This is a genomic window from Isosphaeraceae bacterium EP7 (assembly GCA_038400315.1).
In the GTDB taxonomy this organism is placed as follows: domain Bacteria; phylum Planctomycetota; class Planctomycetia; order Isosphaerales; family Isosphaeraceae; genus EP7.
Window position 1 is genome coordinate 191,217 of the sequence record CP151667.1, and the last position, 23,064, is coordinate 214,280.

General features: G+C 67.2%; 11 protein-coding genes. 5 read left to right on the plus strand and 6 right to left on the minus strand.

Annotated elements, in window-relative coordinates; genetic code table 11:
• Positions 1–30 precede the first annotated feature (30 nt).
• Together EP7_RS00805 and EP7_RS00810 are read left to right on the plus strand one after the other, a co-directional pair.
• Positions 31–237: a hypothetical protein gene (locus tag EP7_RS00805; RefSeq protein ID WP_463525645.1), complete on the plus strand. Its 207-nt coding sequence runs from the start codon at positions 31–33 to the stop codon at positions 235–237.
• 275 nt (positions 238–512) lie between these two features.
• Positions 513–2,783: a bifunctional SulP family inorganic anion transporter/carbonic anhydrase gene (locus tag EP7_RS00810; RefSeq protein WP_463525646.1), complete on the plus strand. Its 2,271-nt coding sequence runs from the start codon at positions 513–515 to the stop codon at positions 2,781–2,783.
• Positions 2,784–3,473: 690 nt separating this feature from the next.
• Here the strand turns inward: EP7_RS00810 and asnB are convergent.
• The 4 genes from asnB to EP7_RS00830 all read right to left on the minus strand — a co-directional run bounded on the left by asnB (position 3,474) and on the right by EP7_RS00830 (position 14,417).
• The gene (gene asnB / locus EP7_RS00815) at positions 3,474–5,387 is read right to left on the minus strand and encodes an asparagine synthase (glutamine-hydrolyzing) (protein ID WP_463525647.1); all 1,914 of its coding nucleotides are present in this window, start codon (positions 5,385–5,387) and stop codon (positions 3,474–3,476) included.
• A gap of 124 nt (positions 5,388–5,511) precedes the next feature.
• The gene (locus EP7_RS00820; protein ID WP_463525648.1) at positions 5,512–9,402 is read right to left on the minus strand and encodes an ELWxxDGT repeat protein; all 3,891 of its coding nucleotides are present in this window, start codon (positions 9,400–9,402) and stop codon (positions 5,512–5,514) included.
• 102 nt (positions 9,403–9,504) lie between these two features.
• Complete coding sequence (locus tag EP7_RS00825) at positions 9,505–13,431, minus strand: ELWxxDGT repeat protein (protein ID WP_463525649.1); 3,927 nt, start codon at positions 13,429–13,431, stop codon at positions 9,505–9,507.
• A gap of 134 nt (positions 13,432–13,565) precedes the next feature.
• Positions 13,566–14,417, minus strand: a complete 852-nt coding sequence (locus tag EP7_RS00830; RefSeq protein ID WP_463525650.1) for a class I SAM-dependent methyltransferase — start codon at positions 14,415–14,417, stop codon at positions 13,566–13,568.
• A gap of 229 nt (positions 14,418–14,646) precedes the next feature.
• Between EP7_RS00830 and EP7_RS00835 the strand changes: the two genes are divergently transcribed.
• Positions 14,647–16,389 carry a hypothetical protein gene (locus EP7_RS00835; RefSeq protein ID WP_463525651.1) on the plus strand — a complete coding sequence of 581 codons (1,743 nt, stop codon included), beginning with the start codon at positions 14,647–14,649 and terminating at the stop codon, positions 16,387–16,389.
• A 65-nt stretch (positions 16,390–16,454) separates the two neighbouring features.
• Here EP7_RS00835 and EP7_RS00840 read toward each other — a convergent pair whose 3' ends face one another.
• Positions 16,455–17,462, minus strand: coding sequence for a lipid-binding SYLF domain-containing protein (locus tag EP7_RS00840; RefSeq protein WP_463525652.1), 1,008 nt, complete (start codon positions 17,460–17,462; stop codon positions 16,455–16,457).
• Between the two features lie 258 nt (positions 17,463–17,720).
• Between EP7_RS00840 and glgC the strand changes: the two genes are divergently transcribed.
• Positions 17,721–18,962: a glucose-1-phosphate adenylyltransferase gene (gene glgC, locus EP7_RS00845; RefSeq protein WP_463525653.1), complete on the plus strand. Its 1,242-nt coding sequence runs from the start codon at positions 17,721–17,723 to the stop codon at positions 18,960–18,962.
• A gap of 121 nt (positions 18,963–19,083) precedes the next feature.
• On the opposite strand, the gene EP7_RS00850 is transcribed toward glgC, so the two are convergent.
• Entirely contained in the window at positions 19,084–20,307 is a 1,224-nt protein-coding gene (locus tag EP7_RS00850) for a hypothetical protein (RefSeq protein WP_463525654.1), read from the minus strand.
• A gap of 371 nt (positions 20,308–20,678) precedes the next feature.
• Between EP7_RS00850 and EP7_RS00855 the strand changes: the two genes are divergently transcribed.
• Positions 20,679–23,051: a tetratricopeptide repeat protein gene (locus tag EP7_RS00855; protein ID WP_463525655.1), complete on the plus strand. Its 2,373-nt coding sequence runs from the start codon at positions 20,679–20,681 to the stop codon at positions 23,049–23,051.
• Positions 23,052–23,064 lie beyond the last annotated feature (13 nt).

The following is a 23,064-nucleotide window of genomic DNA, read 5'->3' on the forward strand; positions in this document are numbered from 1 at the left end:
TCAACCGAAGGACTGGACTGGAGGCCGCACATGGACGAGACGACGAACGAGCTGGCCGACCTGATCGGCGAATTCATGGCGCTCGCCCTCCAGGGGGAGTCGCGCAAGGAGCTCGAAGCCCAGGCCCTGGAGCTGGGCCTTCCCTACGACCAGCTCATCACCATGAGCCTCACCCAGCTCATCGTCGGCCGCTTCCAGGTGTTGCCCGCCGCGCCCGAAGGTGCGGACGAGCCCTGAGCCGCCCCCGTCGCCCGTCCGGCTCGCCCGGTCTGGCCTTCACGAAACCTTCCGGGATGCCTCGGCGCCCGGTCCCCCGGTGTTCCAGGGCTTTGTTGGTGACGCGTCGGAGGAGCATCGTCCGTAGAATATCTAGCCGGTGCGCGTCGATGGCCGCCCGGCCGCCGCGTTGTTCCGGCGGATCTCCGGCCCAAAGCTAGAGTTCCGTCCATTGTTTGGCCCGCTTGTGGCCTCCGACCAACCCTTTCCCCCCCGAAAGGCAGCGAGAGATTTCCATGACTACGACGACGAGGAATGCTCACTCACCCCCCACGGCGCCCCGAGATTTCATGGCCGGCCTGGTCGTGTTTCTCGTGGCGCTCCCGCTCTGCCTGGGCATGGCCCTGGCGTCCAATGCCCCCTTGTTCTCGGGCGTCGTCGCCGGCGTGATCGGCGGCGTGCTGGTCGGCCTGCTCAGCGGGTCGCATTCCAGCGTCAGCGGGCCCGGCAACACGATGATGGCCATCGTGGCGGCCCAGATCCTGGCCCTCGGGTCGTTCCGCGCGTTCCTGCTGGCGGTGCTCATCGCGGGGCTCATCCAGATCGCCCTGGGCGTGGTCCGCGCGGGGTTCATCGCGGCGTTCGTCCCTTCCAGCGTGATCAAGGGGCTGCTGGCGGCCGTCGGCATCATCCTGACCCTGAAGCAGATCCCGCACGTGCTGGGGCACGACCCCGACCCCGAAGGCGACATGTCCTTCTTCCAGACGGACAAGGCCAACACCTTCACCGAGATCGTCCGCACGCTCTGGGATATCCAGCCGGGCGCCGCGGCGGTCGGCCTCTCGTCGCTGCTGTTGCTGGTGCTCTGGGACGTCTGGAAGCCCCTGAAGCGGTCGGGCCTGCCCGCGGCGCTCGCCGTGGTGCTGATGGGCGTCGGCATGAGCCTGCTGTTCAAGTGGATCGGCGGCGGCTGGGCCATCTCGTCCAGCCACCTGGTCCAGGTGCCGGTGCCCGAGGACTTCAAGGGCTTCCTGGCTCTGCTACAGAGCCCGGACTTCTCGCAGTGGAGCAACCCCGGGGTTTACACCGCGGCGCTGACAATCGCGGCCGTGGCCTCGCTGGAGACGCTCCTGAACCTGGAAGCGGCCGACAAGATCGACCCGCAGCAGCGGACCTCGCCCCCCAGCCGAGAGCTGGTCGCGCAGGGCGTGGGCAACGTGGTCGCCGGGCTCATCGGCGGCATCCCGATCTCGTCGGCCATCGTGCGCAGCTCGGTGAACCTCAACGCGGGCGCCGCGACGAAGCTGTCGACGATCGTCCACGGCACTTTGCTGCTGGTCAGCGTGATGTTCCTGCCGGCTTATCTGAACATGATCCCGCTGGCTTGCCTGGCGGCGATCCTGCTGGTCACCGGCCTGAAGCTGGTCAGCCCCGCCCTGATCCGCCAGATGTGGGACGTCGGCCGCCAGCAGTTCATCCCGTTCGCGTTGACGGTCGTCTCGATCGTGCTGACCGACCTGCTCACCGGCATCCTGATCGGCCTGGGCGCCAGCATCGCGTTCATCCTGGACAGCAACGTCAGGAGGCCGCTGAGACGCGTCGTGGAGAAGCACCTCGGCGGCGATGTCGTCCATATCGAACTGGCCAACCAGGTCAGCTTCCTGAATCGGGCCGTGCTCGATAAGACCCTCGACGAGATCCCCCGCGGCGGTCAGGTGCTGCTCGATGCCCGGACGACCGACTACATCGACCCGGACGTCCTGGCCCTGATCCGCGACTTCAAGGACAAGAAGGCGCCCGCGCGTGGGATCGAGGTCAGCCTGCTGGGCTTCCGCAGGCGGTACCTGCTCGAGGACCAGACGCAATACGTCGACTACTCGACCCGCGAGATCCAGAGCGCCGTGACCCCCGCCCAGGTGCTCGAGATCCTCAGGGAAGGGCACGACCGGTTCCGCAGCGGCCACCGGCTGACCCGCGACTTCAACAGGGTCGTCACCGCGACGGCGCGAGGGCAGCACCCGCTGGCCGTCGTCCTCGGCTGCATCGACTCCAGGACCCCCGCCGAGCTGATCTTCGACCTGGGCATGGGCGACATCTTCACCGTCCGCGTCGCCGGCAACATCTCCAGCCGGAAGGTCCTGGGCAGCGTCGAGTACGGCACGGGCGTCGCCGGCGCCAAGCTCGTCCTGGTCCTGGGGCACACCCGCTGCGGGGCCGTCACCGCGGCCGTCGACCTGATGAACTCGACCCGATCGCCCGCCGAGGTCACCGGCTGCCAGCACATCGGCCAGATCGTCGGCGACATTCAGAAGGCGATCGACCCGGACGACACCCGCGACATCGCCAGGCTCTCGCCCCAGGAGAAGGTGGAGTACACCAACGACGTCGCCCGCCGCAACGTCGCGAGGGTGGTGGAGGAGCTGCCCAACCAGAGCGAGACCCTTCGCGCCCTGGTCAACGAGGGCAAGATTGCCATCGTCGGGGCCATGTACGACGTCGCCTCCGGCGACATGGAGTTCCTGCCCGGCTCCGTCGGCGCCCCCTGCGAGGTCGCCGCGAGCGTCTGAGTCTTCGGCCGACGCGATCCCCCCGCCACACGCGGGGGATCGCGTCGGACAATTCAGGGGACGACCCGTACTCGCGGGACCGGAGTTCCGGCATCATCGCCGAGATCGAATTCGGAAGGGCTTCGCAGCCGAAATCGAGGCTCGTTCACGCTTCCGCCGGCCCCGGACACTTCCCCTGCGAATTTGTGAGGTCGCTTCTTTTCGTCGGGACCATAGGCTTCGTCAAAAGCAAGGCATACTCTCCGATAAAACAAAAATATTTGAATCGTCGAAAATAAAACGATGGAGATGATTGCCACGAAAATCATCTGGCATTTCAGGCTGAATTTCAACGTTGTCGCGCCCTTCTCATTTCAAATCAGGAATTGCCTCGTTAGGAAGTAGAAATGGCGATCCTGCTTGGGAATCTCGTGTCGTTGATCGGAATCATATTCTATGTGCTGGGTTGCATTTACTGGATCATTTTCTTCACTTGTCGTCATAGGGCATTCATGCTGCGTAGGCGTAAGTTCTGGGATCTTTTCGGCAATCTGATCTTTGTGGGGATGGTTGTGTTCGCCGTCGGGAGAGTCATTGCGACGATGAAAGGCCCCCGTTGAGGAGATTGGCGACGAGATACCATCGGGGCGAACCCGTGTCGCCGCAACGCCTGTCCGGGCAGGTCGGACCGGGGGGATCGCTTCGGGTTCCTCAGCGGGCTGAGCCGTACTCGCGGAACCAGAGTTCCAGCATCATCAGCGCCCAGAGCTTGTAGGCGTTGTCGCGACGGCCCGACTGGTGGTCGTCGATCAAGGCGGCCACGGCCTCGGGGCGGAACATGCCGCGGCCCAGGGCGACGGGGTCGAGCAGGACGGCTCGCAGCTCCTCGGCGAGCGGGCCGCGGAACCAGCGGTCGATGGGGACTCCGAAGCCCATCTTGGGCCGATTGGCCAGGCCCGGCGGCATCAGGTCGGCGAAGGCCTGCTTGAGCACCACCTTGGACCGGCCCCCTCGCAGCCTCAGCTTGCGGTCGAGGGGCATCGCCAGGGCCAGCTCGACGACCCGGTGGTCGAGGAATGGGCCGCGGCATTCGAGGCTGTGGGCCATGCTGGCCAGGTCGACCTTCACCAGCAAATCGCCGGGCAAGTAGGTGAGCATGTCGGCGATCATGGCGCGGGTCGCGGGGTCCCGGCCGGGCGCGGTGTCGAAGGCGCCGGCCAGGATGGCGGCGGGGTCGGAGTCGCCATCCCCCTCGGCCAGCGAGGCGACGAAGGCATCGGTGTACAGGCTGGCGCGTGCCGGCTCGTCGAAGCTGGTGATCCAGCGCAGGTAGCGCCGCAGCGGCGGCTCGCCCAGGGCTTCCAGCAGCCGCTTGATGCGCCGCATCGGGGTTTTGGCCCGAGTGGAGACGGGCAAGGCCCGGGCGAGCGGCCCGGCGAGCAGGCCGCGGGCCCCGGCCGGCATGCGGTCGAGCATCGCGGCGAAGGCGACCGCGCGGTAGCGGTCGTAGCCGCCGAACAGCTCGTCGCCGGCGTCGCCGGTCAGGGCCACGGTGACCTCGCGGCGGGTCTCGCGGGCGACGTGCCAGGTGGGCAGCGCCGAGCTGTCGGCGAACGGTTCGTCGAACTGCACGGCCAGCGCGGGGATGGTCTCCCAGGCCTTCGGCTCAATGACGAAGCGGTGGTGCTCGGTGCCCAGGAACCGCGCGGCGGCCTCGGCGTGGGCCGTCTCGTCGAAGGCAGGGTCGTCGAAGCCGATGCTGAAGGTCTTCACCGGCCGGCTGGAAGCCCGCTGCATCAGGGCCACGATAATGGCCGAGTCGACTCCGCCGGAGAGGAACGCGCCCAGCGGGACGTCGGCCACCATCTGCTCGCGGACGGCGTGGTCCAGCGTGGCCCTCAGCTCCTCGACGTCCTCGCCGTAGGGGCGTTCGCGCACCCGTGACCAGTCGGGGTTCCAGTATCGGGTGAGCGTGAGCTGGCCGTCTCGCCAGACCGCGTAGTGCGCCGGCGGCAGCTTGTGAACGCCTTCGAGGATCGTGCAGGGGTGCGGCACATATCCATAGGTGAGATACTGGTCGATAGCCCGATGGCTGGGCGTGCGGGGGACGTCGGCCTCGGGCAGCGCCAGCAGCGCCTTGAGCTCGCTGGCGAAGACGATCCGCCCGCCGTGGTTGCGGTAGTAGAGCGGCTTCTGGCCCAGGCGGTCTCGGCCCAGCACCAGGGTCTTGCGCGGGGCGTCCCAGATGGCCAGGGCGAACATCCCCCGGAGCATCGCGAACAGGCCGGTGCCGACGTCCTCGTAAAGGTGGACGAGCACCTCGGTGTCGCCGGTCGACCGCAGCCGGTGGCCGACCGCTTCGAGGCGGTGGCGGAGGTCCTGGAAGTTGTAGATCTCGCCGTTGAAGACGGTCCAGACGGTGCCGTCCTCGTTGGAGAGCGGCTGGTGGCCACCGGCCAGGTCGACGATCGAGAGCCTGCGGAAGCCGAGCGTGACGTTCGCGTCGAGGTGCTCGCCCGAGTCGTCGGGGCCCCTGTGGGCGATCCGCCGCGTCATCGCCAGGAGTTGTTCCGAGGTCAGCGGGCGAGCCCCGTCCACCCAGGCCGCGCCGCCAATCCCGCACATCGTCCCGACCCTCTCTGCCCTGCCCTCGTCCGATCGATCCAACCTACCAGGACCGGCCCGCCCCCGCCATCGGGGCCGGGCCGATCGCCTCGTTCCTTGTTAAATGTCGATTTGCCGATTCGTCTCAGGCCGGGGCCAGGACCGCCCCGCCCATCGACCGCTTCAGGCCGGAGACGGTCGCCGGGGCCTCGGCTGGCGCGGAGGTGCGACGGGGCGCAGCACCGAGGAGGTGGGCCCGGGGCGTCGGATTGGGGACGGCGGCCCTGGATGTGGCCTTCGCGGCCGGCGGAGGCGCGATCGACTGCGAGGCGAGGGCGCCGGCCGGGGCCGATCCCGACTCCTGCTTGCCCGCGGCGGCGTACGCCACCGTGAACCGAAATCCTTGAATCAACGGATTGTCATACGATCCGGCGCGTCCCCAGACGACGGCGGTCGTTGACAGGTCCGACGAGTTCCGGATGAACCACTGGGCCCTCGAGGGCCGATAGACCGCGAGGTCGGCCTGGCCGTCGCCGTCGTAGTCTCCCGTCAGGGGGATGTCGGTGTAGGCCAGCCCCCAGACCGCGAATCGGTCGGCCCCGCCGGCCGAGGGGCGGATGGCCCAGAGGGCCGTCTGGGCCATGTAGACCGCGAAATCGGCCCTGCCGTCGCCGTCGTAGTCGGCCGCCATGGGGGCGTCGACCCGCTGGGACGAGCCCCAGACGAACACCGTCGCGGAGAGGTCCGCCGAGTTGCGGACGATCCACTGACCGGACCTGGGCTGGAAGACCCCGAGGTCGGCAAGCCCGTCGCCGTCGAAGTCGGCCGCCACCGGGATATCCTCGCTGCCCGCGCCCCCCCAGACGATCACCTGAGGCGCCGCGCCCGAGGTGTACCGGATGAACCACTGGGCCGTGTCGGGGTTATAAACCGCGAGATCGGCCCTGCCATCGCCGTCGAAGTCGGCCACGACGGGAAGATCATTGCTGCCCGCCCTGCCCCAGACCGCCGCGATCGGCGGTGCGCCCGACGACTGCTTGACGTACCACGTCGCCGAGCCGCGATCATACGCCGCGAGGTCGGCCACGCCGTCATTGTCGAAGTCGCCCGAGAGCACGTTCGTCAGTCCGGCGGCGTTCCCCCAGACGGTCGCCGTTGCCGCCGCCCCCGACGAATTCCGGATGACCCACCGGGCCGAGTCGGGCATATACACGCCGAGGTCGGCCTTGCCGTCGCCGTCGAAGTCATTCGGCGTTCGGGGCGCCGGCAGCGTGTCGCCCACGACCCAGGGTTCGTTGCCGTGAATACCGTCGTATGCCGAGACGAGTACCCGCGAGCCGATCGCCGCCAGGGGAGAGGCATACGAGCTGAGCTTGCCCGCGATGATGTCCGCGGCCAGCACGGTCCCGCCAGGAGTGCCGTCGGTGCTCCACAACTCGCGTCCGTGCACGCCGTCGTCGGCGGAGAAGTAGAGCCGACCGCCGGCGAGCGCGAACTCTCCGAAGATGCCGACGCTGAAGGTCTTGAGGAGGGTCGTCCCGGCCACGGTCCCGTCGCTCACGTAGAGGGCGTTGCCCGCGGAAACGAAGGCAATCCCACCGTTAAAAGCGGTCAGAGATGTGATCTTGTTGATTGACGGATCCAGGCCGACGGGGACCGTGCCGGCCTCGGTGCCGTCGGACTGCCAGAGGAGCCCCTGGGTGTCGCTCGGCAGCGGGTAGTAAGGGCGTGCGATCGACGAGGTGAGATAGAGCAAGCCGTTCAGGTTGACCGCCGCTCTCAGGTCCATGAAGCGGCCATCGAGGTTAACGCCCGTCTTGCCGTCCATGATGACGTAAGTGCCCGCCGCCGTCCCGTCGGTCCGCCAGAGCAGCGAGCCATTCCCGGGGAAGTCGAGCGCGGTGAAGATGACGAGATCGCCGGCGGCCCGGAAGTTGGACGGCGATGAGCCGACGAACCCCGGCTGGAGGTCGACGATCATGACGGTGCCCGCCGCGGTGCCGTCGGTCTTCCAGGGCTCGGCGCCATGCACACCGTCGTCGGCGGTGAAGTAGAGGAGCCCATTCAGGAAGGCGAGCTTGGAGATGGACGAGCCTTCGGGGCGCAGCGAACGGATCACCTTGACCACGGACGTCCCTTGAGCCGTGCCGTCGGTCTTGTAGAGTTGCTGGCCGACATCGGGGTCCGTGATGGTGAAGTAAAGCAGCGTGCCGCCGACGGTCAGGTTTCCCGGCGTCGAGTAGTTCACTCCCGGGAAGATGTCCCGGATGATGGATGTCCCCGCGTCGGTGCCGTCGGTGCTCCAGATCTCGGTCCCATGCTCCAAATCGCCCCCGGCGAAGTAGGCCCTTCCTTTGAAGGCGATGAGGGGACCGATAGGGGTGACTCGCGAGGTGACTTGTTTCGTGCCTAGGGGCGTCCCGTCGGTCCGCCAGAGCCCGCCGATGGGTGAGAGGAAAAGGGTGTATTGCCCCAAGGCGACCGCGTTGACCGGATTGGATGAGCCCGTTCCGGTCTGAGTCTGATACACCAGCTCGGTGCCCTCGGCCGTCCCGTCGGTCTTGAACAGCGTGATGCCGTGTGTGCCGTCATTCGCATCGAAGTAGACGGACCGCCCGACGACGGCGAATGAGGGGTCGAACTGGATCGGATCATTGGGGCCGAATTTCAGGGAGAAGGCGTCCCCGGTCGGGTTGATCTCCTTGACGATCGAGGTACCCGCCGCGGTTCCGTCGGTCTTCCAGAGCTCGGCATTGGAGTCGTGATAATAGCTAATGGAAGACGAGGCCACGAAGTAGATCGACGATCCGACCTGCGTCAGCGAGCGAGGGTATGCCGGGCTGCCGTCGCCGATGCTCACCGGCACGGTGCCGGCCTCGGTGCCGTCGGTCTTCCAGAGGTGGGTGATGTCGAAATCGGTCGCGGGGAAGAAGAGCGAGTCGCCCAGGGCGACGAACTCCGGGGGCGCCGCCCACCCCGTTGCACCGCTGACCGGCATGATCGCACTGAGCCGCGCGGTGCCGGCCTCGGTGCCGTCACTCTTCCAGAGCCCGTTTACGGAGCGGTCGCCGCCGGCGACGAAGTAGACCGAGCCTTTGAAGGTCGCCAGGTGCGAGAAAGAAAGGACGTTGCCCGAGAGATCGGTAGGCGGGCTGAACGTCTTGACCCGGACGGTGCCGGCCTCGGTGCCATCGCTCTTGTAAAGGCCGAAGCTGTACCGAGGGGGGCCGATGTTGGGGTCGTAGGACGTGAAGTACAGCGTGTCACCGATCGACGTCCAGGTTTCCGCGGCCGGGATCATCGTTCCGGGTGGGGGAGCATTGTTATAGAGGGTCGCGACCCGGAGAGTCCCTGCGTTGGTCCCGTCAGTCTTCCAAAGACTTCGAGAGGTCGGTTCGGATGCCGAGAAGAACAGGGAATTTCCGACCGGGGTGAGGTTCGTCGCATACGCATCACCCGGGCCGGCCATGACGTCCTTGAGCACGAATGTCCCGGCGTCAGTCCCGTCGGTCCTGAAGACCTCATATCCGCCCGAGGGGCCCTTCGCGACGAAGTAGAGCAGGCCGCCGGCCACTGTGAGCTGGGGCGCGAGGAAGGGGGAGGTGCTGAGCGCGACCCCAGCAACTCTCACCGGATCGGCCGAGCCCGTCACCTTCCAGAGCGAGGGGCTTACCTCGTTCCGCGTCGAAGCCGCGAAGTAGAGCGACCCGCCTACCACCGCTGAGGTCTTGGTCGTTGTGTAGGGATTGTTCGGCAGGTCCATGCGAGGGACGAAGACCTTGAACTCGCCGACGACCGTCGTCCCTGCCTCGGTGCCGTCGGTCTTGTAGAGGATCGGAAACGGGTCGGATTCGCGGGCAGCATTGAAGTAATTGAAGCCGTTGTAGGCGATGTTCGTCGACACCACGCCGTTGGGTACGTTGAGATTGATGTCCTGGAGCAACGCCGAGGCGAGGAGCTGGCGGGGCTCCAGGGGCTCGAAGTTGGGGGCGAGGGTGGGGCGCAGGGCCTTGCTGGCTCGTCGGGGCGTGCTCATGATGGGGATGTCTCGGTGGCGCCGGACGGGCTGGCGGCGGGTAAGGCCCCGCGGTCGGTGTTTCGTGTTCGGCATGAATTGTTTCGGGGAGCTTGGTTCATGTCAATGGTGATGATTCCATGCATTGAATCGTCGTGCCTTGCCTGGCGGGGCTGAGTCGGGAGCGGCCATGGTTAGCGGGGCCTCGGCCGGCGGTGGGGTGCGCCGGGGCGTTGCGCCGAGGAGGCGGGCGCGGGACGCGGCGCTGTTGGGGACGGCCCTGGCCGTGATGATCGGGGGCGAAGCCGATGCCGCGGGGACCGTCAACGCTGGGGGCGCGACGGACTGCGCCGCGGGCGATGCCTGGCGGGCCGAGGCGGCGGGGCGGGATGTGATGGCGTCGTTGCCGTCGGCGGTCCTGCGGATCAGGGGGATGTCGCCCGATCCGGCGCGACCCCAGACGACGACGGTCGCCGACAGGTCCGACGAGTTCCGGATGAACCACTGCGCCGTCGAGGGCCGATAGACCGCGAAGTCGGCCTTGCCGTCGCCGTCGTAGTCGCCCGTCAGGGGGATGTCGGTGCTGGTCTGGCCCCAGACGACGACCGGGAGGTTGGCCCCGGCCGATTCGGCGATGATCCACTGGGCCGTGGCCGGGATGTAGACGGCGGGGTCGGCCTTGCCGTCGCCGTCGTAGTCGGCCATGACGGGGATCTCGTCCGGTCGGAAGAAGCCGCAGTTGATCACCGAGGCCTGGGCGCCGCCGGAGTTGCGGATGGTCCAGAGTCCGGTCGCGTGCTCGAAGACGGCGAGGTCGGCCTTGCCGTCGCCGTCGTAGTCGGCCGCCACCGGCTGCTGGTCGGGGTTGCCGGCTAGGCCCCAGACGATTACATAAGAAGATGCTCCGGATGCGGACCGGATCGACCATTGTGCGGTGTCCGGGCTGTACACCGCGAGATCGTCCTTGCCGTCGCCGTCGAAGTCGGCCACGACGGGCACATCGCCGCTGCCCGCCCTGCCCCAGACCACCGAGAAGGGCGAGACGCCCGAGGATGGCCTGATCGACCAGATGGCCGACGTCAGGTCGTAGGTCACCAGGTCGGCCTTGCCGTCGCCGTCGAAGTCGCCGGAGAGGATCGTCGTCGAGCCGGCCGTGTTACCCCAGACGGTTGCCGATGCGTCGATTCCCGACGAGTTGCGGACAACCCACTGCGCCGAGTCGGGCATGTAGACGCCGATGTCGGACTTGCCGTCGCCGTCGAAGTCATTCGGAGCGCGCGGAGCCGGCGACGTGTCGCCCACGACCCAGGGCTCGTTGCCGTGGATACCGTCGGATGCGGCGACGAGCAGCCGTGAGCCGATGGCCGCCAGGGGGATGGCGGATGAGCTGAGCTTCCCGGGGATGATGTCCTCGGCCAGCATGGTCCCCTCGGGGGTGCCGTCGGTCCGCCAGAGTTCCAGGCCGTGCGCGTCATCGCCCGCGGAGAAATAAAGGAAGTGGCCCGCGATCACGAAGGGGACTGCCGAGGTATTGTTGACTTGGGACTTCGGAATGACGGACGTGAGACGGCCCGTGCCGGCCTCGGTTCCGTCGCTCTTGAAGAGTCCGACGTTCGAGATCGCGACGTAGATGGCCCCTCTGAAGGCGATGATGGTTTTGCCTCTGTCCGTGTCTGTCTCAGTCAGGTTGGCGACCCGGCCGGTGCCAGCCGCGGTGCCGTCGGTCTTCCAGAGTTGAACCCCGCTGCTGCCCTCAGGAGTGACGAAGTAATAGAGCGTGCCGCCGAGCATCGCCGTCTGATTCCTGAAACTGCTAAAGGCGGGAATTGGACGGGGGCTGATCCTCAAAGTTCCCGCCGAGGTGCCGTCGGTCGACCAGTGCTGCGGCACTTCGTCGAGGCCCGATGCGTTGAAGACGACCGAGTTGCCGGACGCTTGGAACTCGGATGGATTCGAGGAGCCGGGCCCCGGGTTGACGTCGGCGACCATCACCGTACCCGCCTCGGTGCCGTCGGTCTTCCAGGGCTCGGCGCCGTGGGTGCCGTCGTTGGCCGAGAAGTAGAGGGTGCCGTTCACGTAGGAGAGATTGGAGACGGACGAACCCGAACTGTCGCTGAAGTAGGATTTCTCGGATCGGATCAATTTGACCACGGTCGTTCCCGCGGTCGTGCCGTCGGTCTTGTAGAGCTGCTTGCCGACGTTGGGGTCATACGCGACGAAGTAGAGCCAGTCGCCGCCGGCCTCCAACTGGTCCGCCTGCGCCGAGTTGGGGCCGGGAACGATATCCTGGACGATGTGCGTGCCGGCCTCGGTGCCGTCGGTGACCCAGAGTTCGGTGCCATGGGTGGCCTCGTTCGCGGCGAAGTAGATTTTCCCCTTGAAGGCCGTGAGGCGTGGGTACGGGGAGACCTGCGACGTGACCCTGGTCGTCCCGGGGGCGGTGCCGTCCGTGCGATATAGGACCGTGTTGGGGCCGGCCGGGTCATCATAAACTTTGACGACGAAGTAGGTGTATCCCCCCAACTCGACCGCGCTGTCGTCCCAAATTTCCAGGGACGTTGAGTTCGTGCCACCTTTCAAGCTCTTGACCAGCACGGTCCCGGGGTCGGTGCCATCGGACTTGTAGAGCGAGGCGCCATGGACTCCATCGTTGGCGACGAAATAGAGGGTGTTGCCCGACGACGTGAAGAGGGGGCCGCTCGCGCCTTGGTAGCCTGGATACAGGAGGTTGAATGCGTCGTGCAGCCCGGGATTAACGTCCTTGAGGACGACCGTGCCGGCCGCGGTGCCGTCGGTCTTCCAGACCTCGTTGCCGGCGGTGATCGAGTTGGCCGCGAAGTAGAGCGTTGTGCCGACCACGGTCAGGAAGCGAGGATGTTGGGGGACATCGTCGCCGGTCGTGACCGGCACGGTTCCTGCCGCGGTGCCGTCGGTCTTCCAGAGCTGGACACCGTAGGGGGTGTCGGCGTTGAAGAAGAGTTCACCGTTGAATTCAACGAATTCCGAGGTCGGAGGCCTCTGGGAATCGCTGTCGGCTGGGAGGACACTCTTGAGCCGGACGGTGCCAGCCGCGGTGCCGTCGGACTTCCAGAGCCCGTAGGTGTCGTTGCCGCCATCGGCGAAGTAGATCGAGCCCTGGAAAGCCACGATCGGCGAGTAAGAGGTCGACCAGGTGAGGTCGGGGCGACCGGGCGGGGTGTAACTCTTGACGAGGACGGTTCCTGCTGCGGTCCCGTCGCTCTTGAACAGCCCGAAGCCGGGCACCTCGGTCGGGCCATTGTCGATGCGATCGGTGAAATAGAGGGTGTCGCCGATCGACGTCCAGGTCCTCGCAAATGCGGAGTAGGAATCGAACAAGATCGGGCCGCCGGGCATGTCGGCGACGTGAACGGTTCCCTCTGGCGTCCCGTCGGTCTTCCAGAGTCCTCGGGAGGAGGTCTCGAAGTCGTTGGTGGCGAAATAAAGGGAGTTTCCGACGGCCGTGAGATTCGTCACGTACGAGGAACTGCCGGGGACAGGGACCTTGAGGACCTTGGTGCCCGCGTCGGTCCCGTCCGTCCGGTAGATCTGAATTCCCCCAGAAGCGTCGTTGGCGACGAAGTAGAGCAGATCACCGGCCACGGTGAGCTGGGGTGGTATGTACCTGTAGATATGTGGCGAAAAGGGTGAGAAGTCGGTGATCCGGACCGGATCGGCCGTGCCGGTGATCTTCCAGAGTCGGCGCGGATCCAGGAATCGATCCTGCGACACGAAATAGAGCGACCCGTCGAACTCCACCGAGTTGGAGGGCAGCCCGAACTCACCGACCATCGTGGTGACGCCCGTCGTGCCATCGGTCCGGTAAAGGACGGGTAAGGGACCGGTGTTGTCGGAGGCGGTGAAGTAGATCGAGCCCTGATAGGCGAAGGTTGATGCAAATTCGCCGGCGGTCGGGATCTGGCTGATATCCCGAAGCAACGCCGAGGCGAGGAGCTGGCGGGGCTCCAGGGGCTCGAAGTTGGGGGCGAGGCTTGGGCGCAGGGCCCGGCTGGGTCGTCGGAGGGTGCTCATGGGGTGCAATCTCGTTGAAGCCGGACGGGCGAACTGGGTGCATCCCTGCGGTCGCTCCGCCGGCTTGGAGGGCCGATTGTTTCGGCGGCCTGGACTCCTGTCAAGGTTGATTCCATGCATGAACGAATGACGCATTATTCGGCGTCGGGCTTGAAGCCCCAGATGACGTGGTCGATGCAAGTCAGGCTGAGGTCGGGGCTTTCGGCCATGCAGTGGGGGGAACCGGGGGTGGTCAGGGCGTCGAAGGTGGTTTGCATGGCGGGGGTCAGGCGGGGGCGGGCTCGGTTGGCGAGGTCTCGGAAGTATTCGAGGAGGAAGGTGCGCTCGTCGGGGCCTAGCGGGGCCTGGCGGACGGTGGCACGGCTCTGCTCGGCGGGGCGGACGAGGCCGGCGTCTCGGAAGACCTGCACCAGGCGGCGGCCGACGTAGAACTTCTCGGGCTCGTCGGATTCGCGCTTGTAGGCGTCGTGCTCGGCCTGGCGCACGGCCAGCTCGACGTCGACCGGCCAGGGGAGCAGGACGTGATGCAGGGTGTCGTTCTCCAGGATGGCCACGACGCCGCCCGGCCGGACGACCCGGGCCATTTGCTTCAGGGCCTCGACGGGCTCGGGCAGGCTGTAGAGGCTCTGGGCGCACCAGACGACGTCGAAGGCGCCGTCGGCGAAGGGCAAGTCCTCGAGCCTGGCGGCCGTCGGGCTGACGCGGGGGTCTCCTCCGGCCTGGTCGCGGGTCAGCCTGAGGTATGCGGGGAGGAGGTCGACGGAGGCGACGAGGCCGGTCTCGCCGACCCGCCGGGCCAGCCAGGCGGAGTAGACGCCGTCGCCGCAGGCCAGGTCGAGGACGCGATCGCCCTGGGCGATGGGCAGGGAGTCGACCATGGCCTGGAGCTCGGCGGCGAAGGCGCGGTGGTAGGCGCCCAGGAGCCCCTGGTAGTCGGGCAGGCGGTCGTCGGAGTCGGGCTTGGTCTCGGCGGATTGGGAGGACATGGGGGCTCGCGGGTGCTAGGGTGAGGTTGGGTGAGGGGGCCGGGGCCGAGCGGAGCAACCGCCGTGCCCGCCGGGCTGGCCCTCCAAGTTGAGGTCCCCGGGCGATCCCGCGAATCTTGGCGTGGCCGGCCGGGGTATCGGTAGAGTGACGAACGTGGCGGCGGCGGCAATCGCCGGGGTGACCTTCGCCCCGGGCCCCGGCGGTCCGAGAGCCCAAGGAGCTTTGAGGATGATGCGGATGCGGCGGTTCCCCCGGTTGGTTTTGGTGGCGTCGCTGGCGCTGACGGCCTTCGCGGCCTGGTCGCGGCCGGCGCGGGCCCAGGTGGTGGTCGTGACGGCGCGGTCGCTGGATGCCCTGATCGGCGAGTTCCGGTACCTGGCGGAGAATGTCGGGTCCGAGGAAGACGCCAAGAAGGTGACCGACGGCCTGGACAAGTTGAAGGGGACCGAGCTGCTGAAGGGGGTGGACACGACCCGCCCCTTCGGCCTCTTCGGGTCGATTGCCAAGGAGGCCGGGGCGCCGCCGACGGGCACCCTGTTCATCCCGGTGACGGACGGCCAGGCGGTGCTGGCCACGCTGGAGCAGGCCGGATTCGTGGTGCAGGAAGACCCGGGCGTGGCCGGGTTCACGCATAGGATCACCCCCCCCGGTGGCGCGGCGGGCGTGCCCTTGCTGGCCGTCTTGACCAAGGACTACCTGCTGGCTACGACCGGCACCGGCGGGGCCGATGAGCTGAAGGCCCTGCGGCCCGAGACCCTGCTGCCCAAGACGCCCGGGGCCGGCACCCTGTCGGTCCGGCTGCGGCTCGACCAGATCCCCGAGGAGTACAAGGCCCTGGTGCTCGGGCAGATCGAGCAGCGGCTGGCCGCCGAGCGCGACCGCAAGCCGGGCGAGAGCGACGCCGAGTACCAGGGTCGGCTGGCCGGCATGGCGTTCACCCAGGAGGCGTTCGATACCTTGCTGAAGGAGGCCGCCGAGCTGGGCCTGGACCTGAGGGTGGACACCGAGGCGGGGACCGCCGCCTTCGAGCTGTCGATGGGCGCGACGCCCGGCTCCAAGCTTGCCGAGACTGTGCGATCCTTCGGGGCGGCCCGCAGCCTGTTCCGCAACATCGGCAAGGACGCCGCGTTCGACGGCTGGGCCAACCTGCCGCTGTCCGGGCCGCTGCGCAAGGCCATCGACACGACGATCCAGCAGGGCCGGATCCAGGCCGCCAAGGCCGCCGAGGAGAAGGACCGCGTCCTGAGCACCAAGCTCATCGACGCCCTGGAACCGACCCTGAAGGGGGAAACCTTCGACCTGGGTGCCGCCCTGTACGGCCCCTACCCCGAGGACGCGGGCAAGACCCCGGTCTATGCCGCCCTGGTCGGCCTGAAGGTCAAGGACGGGGCCAAGATCGAGGCCTTCTTCCGCGAGGCCGTCTCGAACCAGGACGACGAGGACAAGAAGAAGGCCAAGGTCAGCCTCGACTTCGTCAAGGCCTCGCCCGAGGGGCCGGCCGTCCACAAGGTCGAGCTGCTGGAGAAGAACGAAGGGGACGAGCTGTTCGGCAAGGCCGACCTTTATCTGTCGGTCCGCGACGACGTGATCCTGCTGTCCCTCGGCTCGCACGGGCAGGACGTGCTGAAGGACGCCCTGGCCCGGACCGCCGACAAGGCGCCGGCCGGCACCACCCAGCTGGAGCTGGCCGCCTTCCTGAAGCGGGTCGCGCCGATGACCGGCGACGATGACGAGGAACGCGCCGCGGCCAAGGAGGTCGCCGCCGAGACCTTCGTCGGCGAGGACGCGGACAAGGACGCCGTCCGGCTCAGGGTCGGTACCGAGGGGGACTACCTCCGGATCAGCCTGACCGCCGACGTCCCGGCCCTCAGCTTCCTGGCCGCGATCGGCGACGACGACGATGACGACGACGACAAGGCCGACAAGAAGGACGACGACAAGACGGAGAAGGACGACAAGGACGACAACTGAGCCGGGCCGCGACGCGGTCCCCCTCGCCGGCCTGGCGCCGGCGGGGGGGCCGGCTTCGGGCCGGTTCAGTTGGGCGGGGCGAGGTCCGGCAGGGGGATGTCGTCGGGGTTGGACCGGCCGGCGGCCGGCTTGGCCCTGGCCTTCGGCTTCGCGGGGGTGGCGGTGGAGTCGGGGTCGGTGGCCTTGAAGCTGGCCCCCGGGGTGGTAGCCGGCTCGTCGGCGACGGTCGACTCGATGATAGTCGGGGGCTCGTCCGCCGGCTTGATCACGGTGCCCGGGGGCACGATGACCTCGGCGGGCCCGTCGACGATCACCTCCTCGACCTTCAGCGGCGGGGCGTGCAGGTCGAGCAGGGCCTTGAGCTTGGTGCCCGACGGCGGGACCGAGATCTCGGCGCCGCCGACGATCTCGGCGGGCCTGACGCCGGGCAGATTGTAATAGACGTTGTTGGCGGCCCAGTCGACGGCCAGCACCGAGCCGTCGACGGAGGCGCCGGCGAAGAGCCCTCGGCTGCGCGCGTAGGAGAGGATCTCGGCGCGGAACCTCGGGTCGGTCCCGGCCCCCAGCTGCTTGCCCACCGGGCCGGCGGCCACGCCCACGTTGCCGCCCAGGGTCAGCTTGTCTCGGCCGCTGAGGACGCGCTGGACGGCCGCCCTGTTGCGGAAGACCAGCAGCAGCTCGCTGCTCTGGGCCCCGATCTGGAGCCCGACGCTGCCGCCGGAGAGGGTGACGAAGACGGGGTTGCTCCAGGTCCCCTTGGCGGTGCGCACCAGCAGCACGCCGCGGCCGTGCTTGCCGCCGATGACGAAGCCGGCCTTGATCATGTTGGGGATGATGAGGATCCCCTCGGCCTGCTGGAGCAGGACCTGGGGGACGGCCTGCTCGGAGTTGAAGTTGGTGGCGACGTCCTGGAAGGCGCCGTTGGCCATCTCGACGATGGCCATCTCGTTGCGGCCATTGCGCCCCGGGCGCTGGGCCCTGGCGTCGGCGGCCGCGGTGGCCAGGGCCAGCAGGGCGAGTGCGATGGTGGCCGCCGGGATCGTCCGGGGCCGGGGCGCTGCGTGCGTCGTCATGGGTGCTCAGCCTCCGTGCGAACGGCCCTCGGCGGGCCGGCGGGATCTCCCCGGCCGCCGCGCGCGGGCCTCTATGCGAGAGGTCGTAACCGTAGTCCGCCGGGGCGTCAAGGCGAAGGCTCGGGGCATCGGATCGGGGCACTTGGGGCCTCCCGGTTGGTTTGCGGCCAATTTGGGCGCACAATGGGGGCGGGCCGGGTCACTGCATCCCATGTGCGGGGCCTCGGGCGGCCCGAAGCTGGAATCGGAGAAGCTCTGGTGCATCGCGACGTGATGGCGATCGTCCTGGCGGGGGGAAAAGGGACCCGGCTCGAGCCCCTGACGCGCGACCGGGCCAAGCCCGCCGTGCCGTTCGGCGGCATCTACCGGATCATCGACTTCGCCCTGTCCAACTGCATCAACGCCGACATCCGCAAGATCCTGGTCCTCACCCAGTACAAGGCCGTCAGCCTCAGCCGGCACATCGACCAGGGCTGGCGGTTCCTCACCCGCGAGCTTGACGAGTACATCGAAGTCATCCCCCCCCAGCAACGCATCGCCGAGCACTGGTATCAGGGGACCGCCGACGCCATCTACCAGAACGTCTACACCATCGAGAAGGCCGCTCCGCGCGACACCCTGATCCTCGGCGGCGACCACATCTACAAGATGAACTACGCCGAGATGATCGCGTTCCACCGCGAGAACAGGGCCGACCTCACCATCGCCTGCCTGCCCGTGCCCGTGTCCCAGGCCAGGGAGTTCGGCGTCATGAGCGTCGACGCCTCGGGGCGCGTCACCGGGTTCCTGGAGAAGCCCGAGAACCCCAGGCCCATGCCCGGCACCACCGACCAGGTGCTCGCATCGATGGGTATTTATGTCTTTGCCACCGACGTGATGTACGAGCAGCTCTTCCAGGACGCCGCCAAGAAGGAGAGCAGCCAGCACGACTTCGGCAAGGACATCATCCCCGGCATGCTCGAGAACAGCCGCGTCTTCGCCTACCCGTTCCGCGACGCCAACCGCAAGGTCGCCGCCTACTGGCGCGACGTCGGCACCCTGGACGCCTACTTCCAGGCCAACATGGACCTCATCTCCGTCGACCCGATCCTGAACCTCTACGACCGCGTCTGGCCCATCCACACCCATCAGCCGGCCTATCCGCCGCCCAAGTTCGTGCACACCGAGGGCGACCGCCGGGGCGCCGCGTACAACTCGATCGTCTGCCAGGGGGCCATCGTCTCCGGCGGCCAGGTCTTCCGCAGCATCCTCTCGCCGGGCGTCCGGGTGAACAGCTTCGCCCTGATCGAGGACTCGATCCTCTTCGACGGCGTCGAGGTCGGCCGCCACGCCAGGGTCAGGCGCGCCATCCTCGACAAGGACGTCCGCGTCCCACCCGGCTTCGACATCGGCTGGAACCGCGAGCTCGACCTGGCACGCGGCCTGACCGTCACCGAAGAGGGGATCACCGTCGTGGCCAAGAGCGAGGACCTCGAACGCTTCACCCCCCAGGGAGACTGAAACAACCCCCCTCGGGGAGAGGCCAATCGGGCGCCCGGCCACGCGGCGGGCGCGCGGGAGTGCCCCATTTTGCTCCGAATTGTCAAAGACCGAGCCTATTCGACAGGCTCCGGGCCGATTTTCAGGCGATTCGCAAGCTCAAGGCCCCCGCGCGGGCGCCGGACGGGGCGACTGACGGGCGGGCCAGGCGGCGGGACGGCCGGGCGAGGAGCCCGGAGGCCTGGATCGAGGGGCGGCGGGCCGCGTTTCGGGCCGCGAGCGACCGGGCCAGCAGGAGCAAGCGGCCGGCCAGGTGGCTTCGTTCGGCGAAGTTCCCGGGCCTGTCCGCGAGGTGATTGGGGCTGATGGGGCGGGACTGGGCGGCGCGATTGTCGCCGGCGGGGCGGCCGGTGCGGTCGGAACCGGGATCGGTCGAGCCGGGGTCGGGCGTGGGCGTGGGGTCGCCGGGGAATTCCCGGGCGGGCGGGCGGGCGTAGGAAAGGTCGCGGGGCCGCTCGCGGTAGTCGTCGGTCATCACCTGCGGCGCGGGCTCGCGCCTCTGGCGGCCGCGTTGCAGCAGTTCCAGGGCCCAGCGCTGGCGGCGCAGGCTGGCCGTCTCGTAGCGGCGCAGCAGCACCAGCGTCGGGTCGTCGGCCGCGACCAGCCCCATCGACGTCGCCTCGCGCAGGTCGTCGTCGATCGCGTCGAGCGCCTCTTCCTGTCGCGCGACCAGCCCATCGAGCTCGGCCTCGACCAGCTCCCGGCGATGCTCGACGAGGTCCACGCCCATGCCCGCCTCGATCGGGCTGTCCTCATCGCGCAAGTCGGCGGCGATGCCCAGCAGGTCGAGCGCCAGGGTCGCTTGCTCGTCGGTCCAGGTCCCCTTGCGGTTGAGGGCCTTGCCCAGCATGGTCCAGCGGGCGATGAGCCAGTCGCAGCCGGCCGCGGTCATGGCCAGCCGGGGCGCGACCTCCTCGGGGCAATCGGCCAGGGTCCGCCCGAGCTTCGCCGCCTCGGCCCGGCGCTCGTCGGCCCAGCAGGCGCTCGCGCGACGCGCCCGGACGTCGCGGGCGATCCGCTCCTCGATCCGGCAGCGGTCGACGCGCACGCTCTCGATGGCGATGGTCTCGACGAGCCCCATCTCGAACGCGTTCATCGGCCGCAGCGACGAGTTCCACTGCTCGGCCCGCTCGCGGGCGGCCTGCGCCTCGTGCTCGGGGACGACGATCCCATCCCCGGCCAGCCCGTGAATCAGGCTATTCCTGCGAGACTGGGCCTTGCCCGCCTCGGTCCGGGGCCCGGTGCTACGGGTCGCGTTGCGTCGGTTGGCGTCAATCCGCCGCTGGCTGACTTCGAGCTTGCCCATGGTGCTGCGTCGCTTCCTTGGGGTGGTGCGTTTCCGGGGGAAATGTCTCCCATGGATACTATCCCGAAAGAGGGACAACTTCCAATGCCTAATTTGGAAAAAACCGGGCTCCATGCTCATGGCGACAAACTCGGCCCGGGGCCGCCGTCGAATTCGGGATGCATCCGCCGACCATCGAATCCCCTTCGATCGATCGATCGCGATGCGTCAATTCCGAGTCGCCCTATTCACACCGATGCTTCGAAGGGGCATACCAATCGAGGATGGCTAGCTCGCGGATTGCGGTGGAATTCTTGCACGGCGATGCCGTTGATCTCTTATCTTCGGTACGGATCTCCTGGACTCAGACAACCCGACGATTTGAGGTGCCGATGAAGGCTCCTATGAAGTGGCTCCTCGTCGCCTTTCTGACGCTGTCCGGCGTGTCGTCCTCCCGGGCGCAAGAGGCCGGGGTCGGCAAGCGAGTCTTCCTCCAACTCGGGACCGTCCTCAGGGAGAGCAGCAAGGTCGTCGATGACGAGGGGCGTGACGTCGGCGTGGTCGAGTCGAGAGACGGCCAGGATGCCTCTCTCGTCTATCGGGTTGAAAAGACGGACGGCGAGTGGCTCTGGCTCCAGGATGAAAAAAGCGAGGTCCGCGGCTGGGTACAAAGCCGGTTCGCGATCCCCTACGACCACGCCATCGACTTCTACACCAACCAGATCGGGGTTGCCCCGAGTGCCGCCCTCTATCATTCCAGAGGCATGATCTGGGCCGAGAAGGGAGACCACGACAAGGCGATCTCCGACTTCGGCGAGACAATCCGCCTTGCCCCGAAGTATCCGCAGGCCTATCTCGACCGGGGTCTCGCCTGGGTCGCGAAGCGGGACTACGACAAGGCGATCTCCGACTACGGCGAGGCGATCCGCCTCGACCCGAAGGATGCGTGGGGTCACTACAACCGGGGATTGGCCTGGTCCGAGAAAGAAGGGTACGACAAGGCGATCTCCGACTTCGGCGAGGCAATCCGCCTCGACCCGAGGCATGCGTGGGCCCATCTCGACCGGGGTAACGCTTGGTACACCAAACAGGACTACGAGAAGGCGATCTCCGATTTCGACGAGGTGATCCGCCTCGTCCCGAAGAAGGCGCTGGGTTACTACAACCGTGGCTTGGTCTGGCATAGCAAGCAGGATTACGAGAAGGCGATTTCAGACTACAACGAGGCGATCCGCCTCGACCCGAAGGATGCGCGGGGTTACTACAGCCGAGGCTTGGCCTGGTCCGCCAAGCGGGACTTCGACAAGGCGATCTCCGATTACGGCGAGGCAATCCGCCTCGACCCGAAGGATGCGCGGGGTTACTACACCCGGGGATTAGCCTGGTCCGAGAAGGAGGAGTACGACAAGGCGATCTCCGACTTCGACGAGTCGATGCGCCTCGACCCGAAGGATGCGCGGGGTTACTACAGCCGAGGCTTGGCCTGGCATAGCAAGCAGGATTACGAGAAGGCGATCTCCGACTACAGCGAGTCGATCCGCCTCGACCCGAAGTTGGCGCTGGGTTACCACAACCGTGGCTTGGTCTGGCATGAACAGCGGGACCTTGACAAGGCGCTCTCCGACTTCGACGAGTCGATCCGCCTCGACCCGAAGGATGCGCGGGCTTATGCCGACCGCGGTAGCGCCTGGTCAGAGAAGGGGGACCTTGACAAGGCGATCTCCGACTTCGACGAATCGATCAGGCTCGATCCGAAGGATGCGCGGGCCTATCTCGAGCGTGGCTTGGCCTGGTCCGCCAAGAAGGACATCGACCGGGCGATCTCCGACTACGGGGAATCGATCAGGCTCGACCCGAAGGATGCCTGGGGCTACCGCAATCGTGGATACTGCTGGCACCTCAAGGAGGACTACGAGAAGGCGATTGCCGATTATGACGAGTCGATTCACCTCGAGCCGAAGAGTGTCTCGACCTATCTCAACCGGGGAGGCGCCTGGCACGCCAAACAGGACCTTGACAAGGCGATCTCCGACTTCGGCGAGGCAATCCGCCTCGACCCGAAGGATGCGCGGGGTTACTTCAGCCGTGGCTTGACCTGGCATAGCAAGCAGGATTACGACAAGGCCATCTCCGACTACGACGATTCGATCCGCCTTGAGCCGAAGGATGCGCGGGTTTACCACAACCGTGGCTTGGCCTGGCATAACAAGCTGGACTACGAGAAGGCGATCTCCGACTACGACGAGTCGATCCGCCTCGACCCGAAGGATGCGCGGTTTTACTACGACCGTGGGTTGGCCTGGCATAGCAAGCAGGATTACGACAAGGCCATCTCCGACTACGACGATTCGATCCGGCTTGAGCCGAAGGATATGCGGTGTTATTACAACCGGGGATTGGCCTGGATCGCCAAGCGGGATTACGAGAAGGCGATCTCCGACTTCGGCGAGGCGATCCGCATCGACCCGAAAAATTCGTTGGCCTACAATCGCCGGGCATGGATATGGGCGACATGCCCAGATGCCAGGTTCCGAGACGGGAAGCGGGCCGTCGAGTCGGCCACCCGTGCTTGTGAGATCGGCGAATGGAAGGTTGCGGATGAGCTCGATACTCTGGCCGCGGCCCATGCCGAAGTGGGCGAGTTCGACAAGGCCGTGGAGATTCAGCAGAAGGCGATCTTGCTCCTGGACGGAACTGATCCGACGCAATGGATGGAACGAATTGAGCTCTATCGGGAGAAGAAGCCTTATCGGTCCGACGATTAGCCCCGCGGAGCCG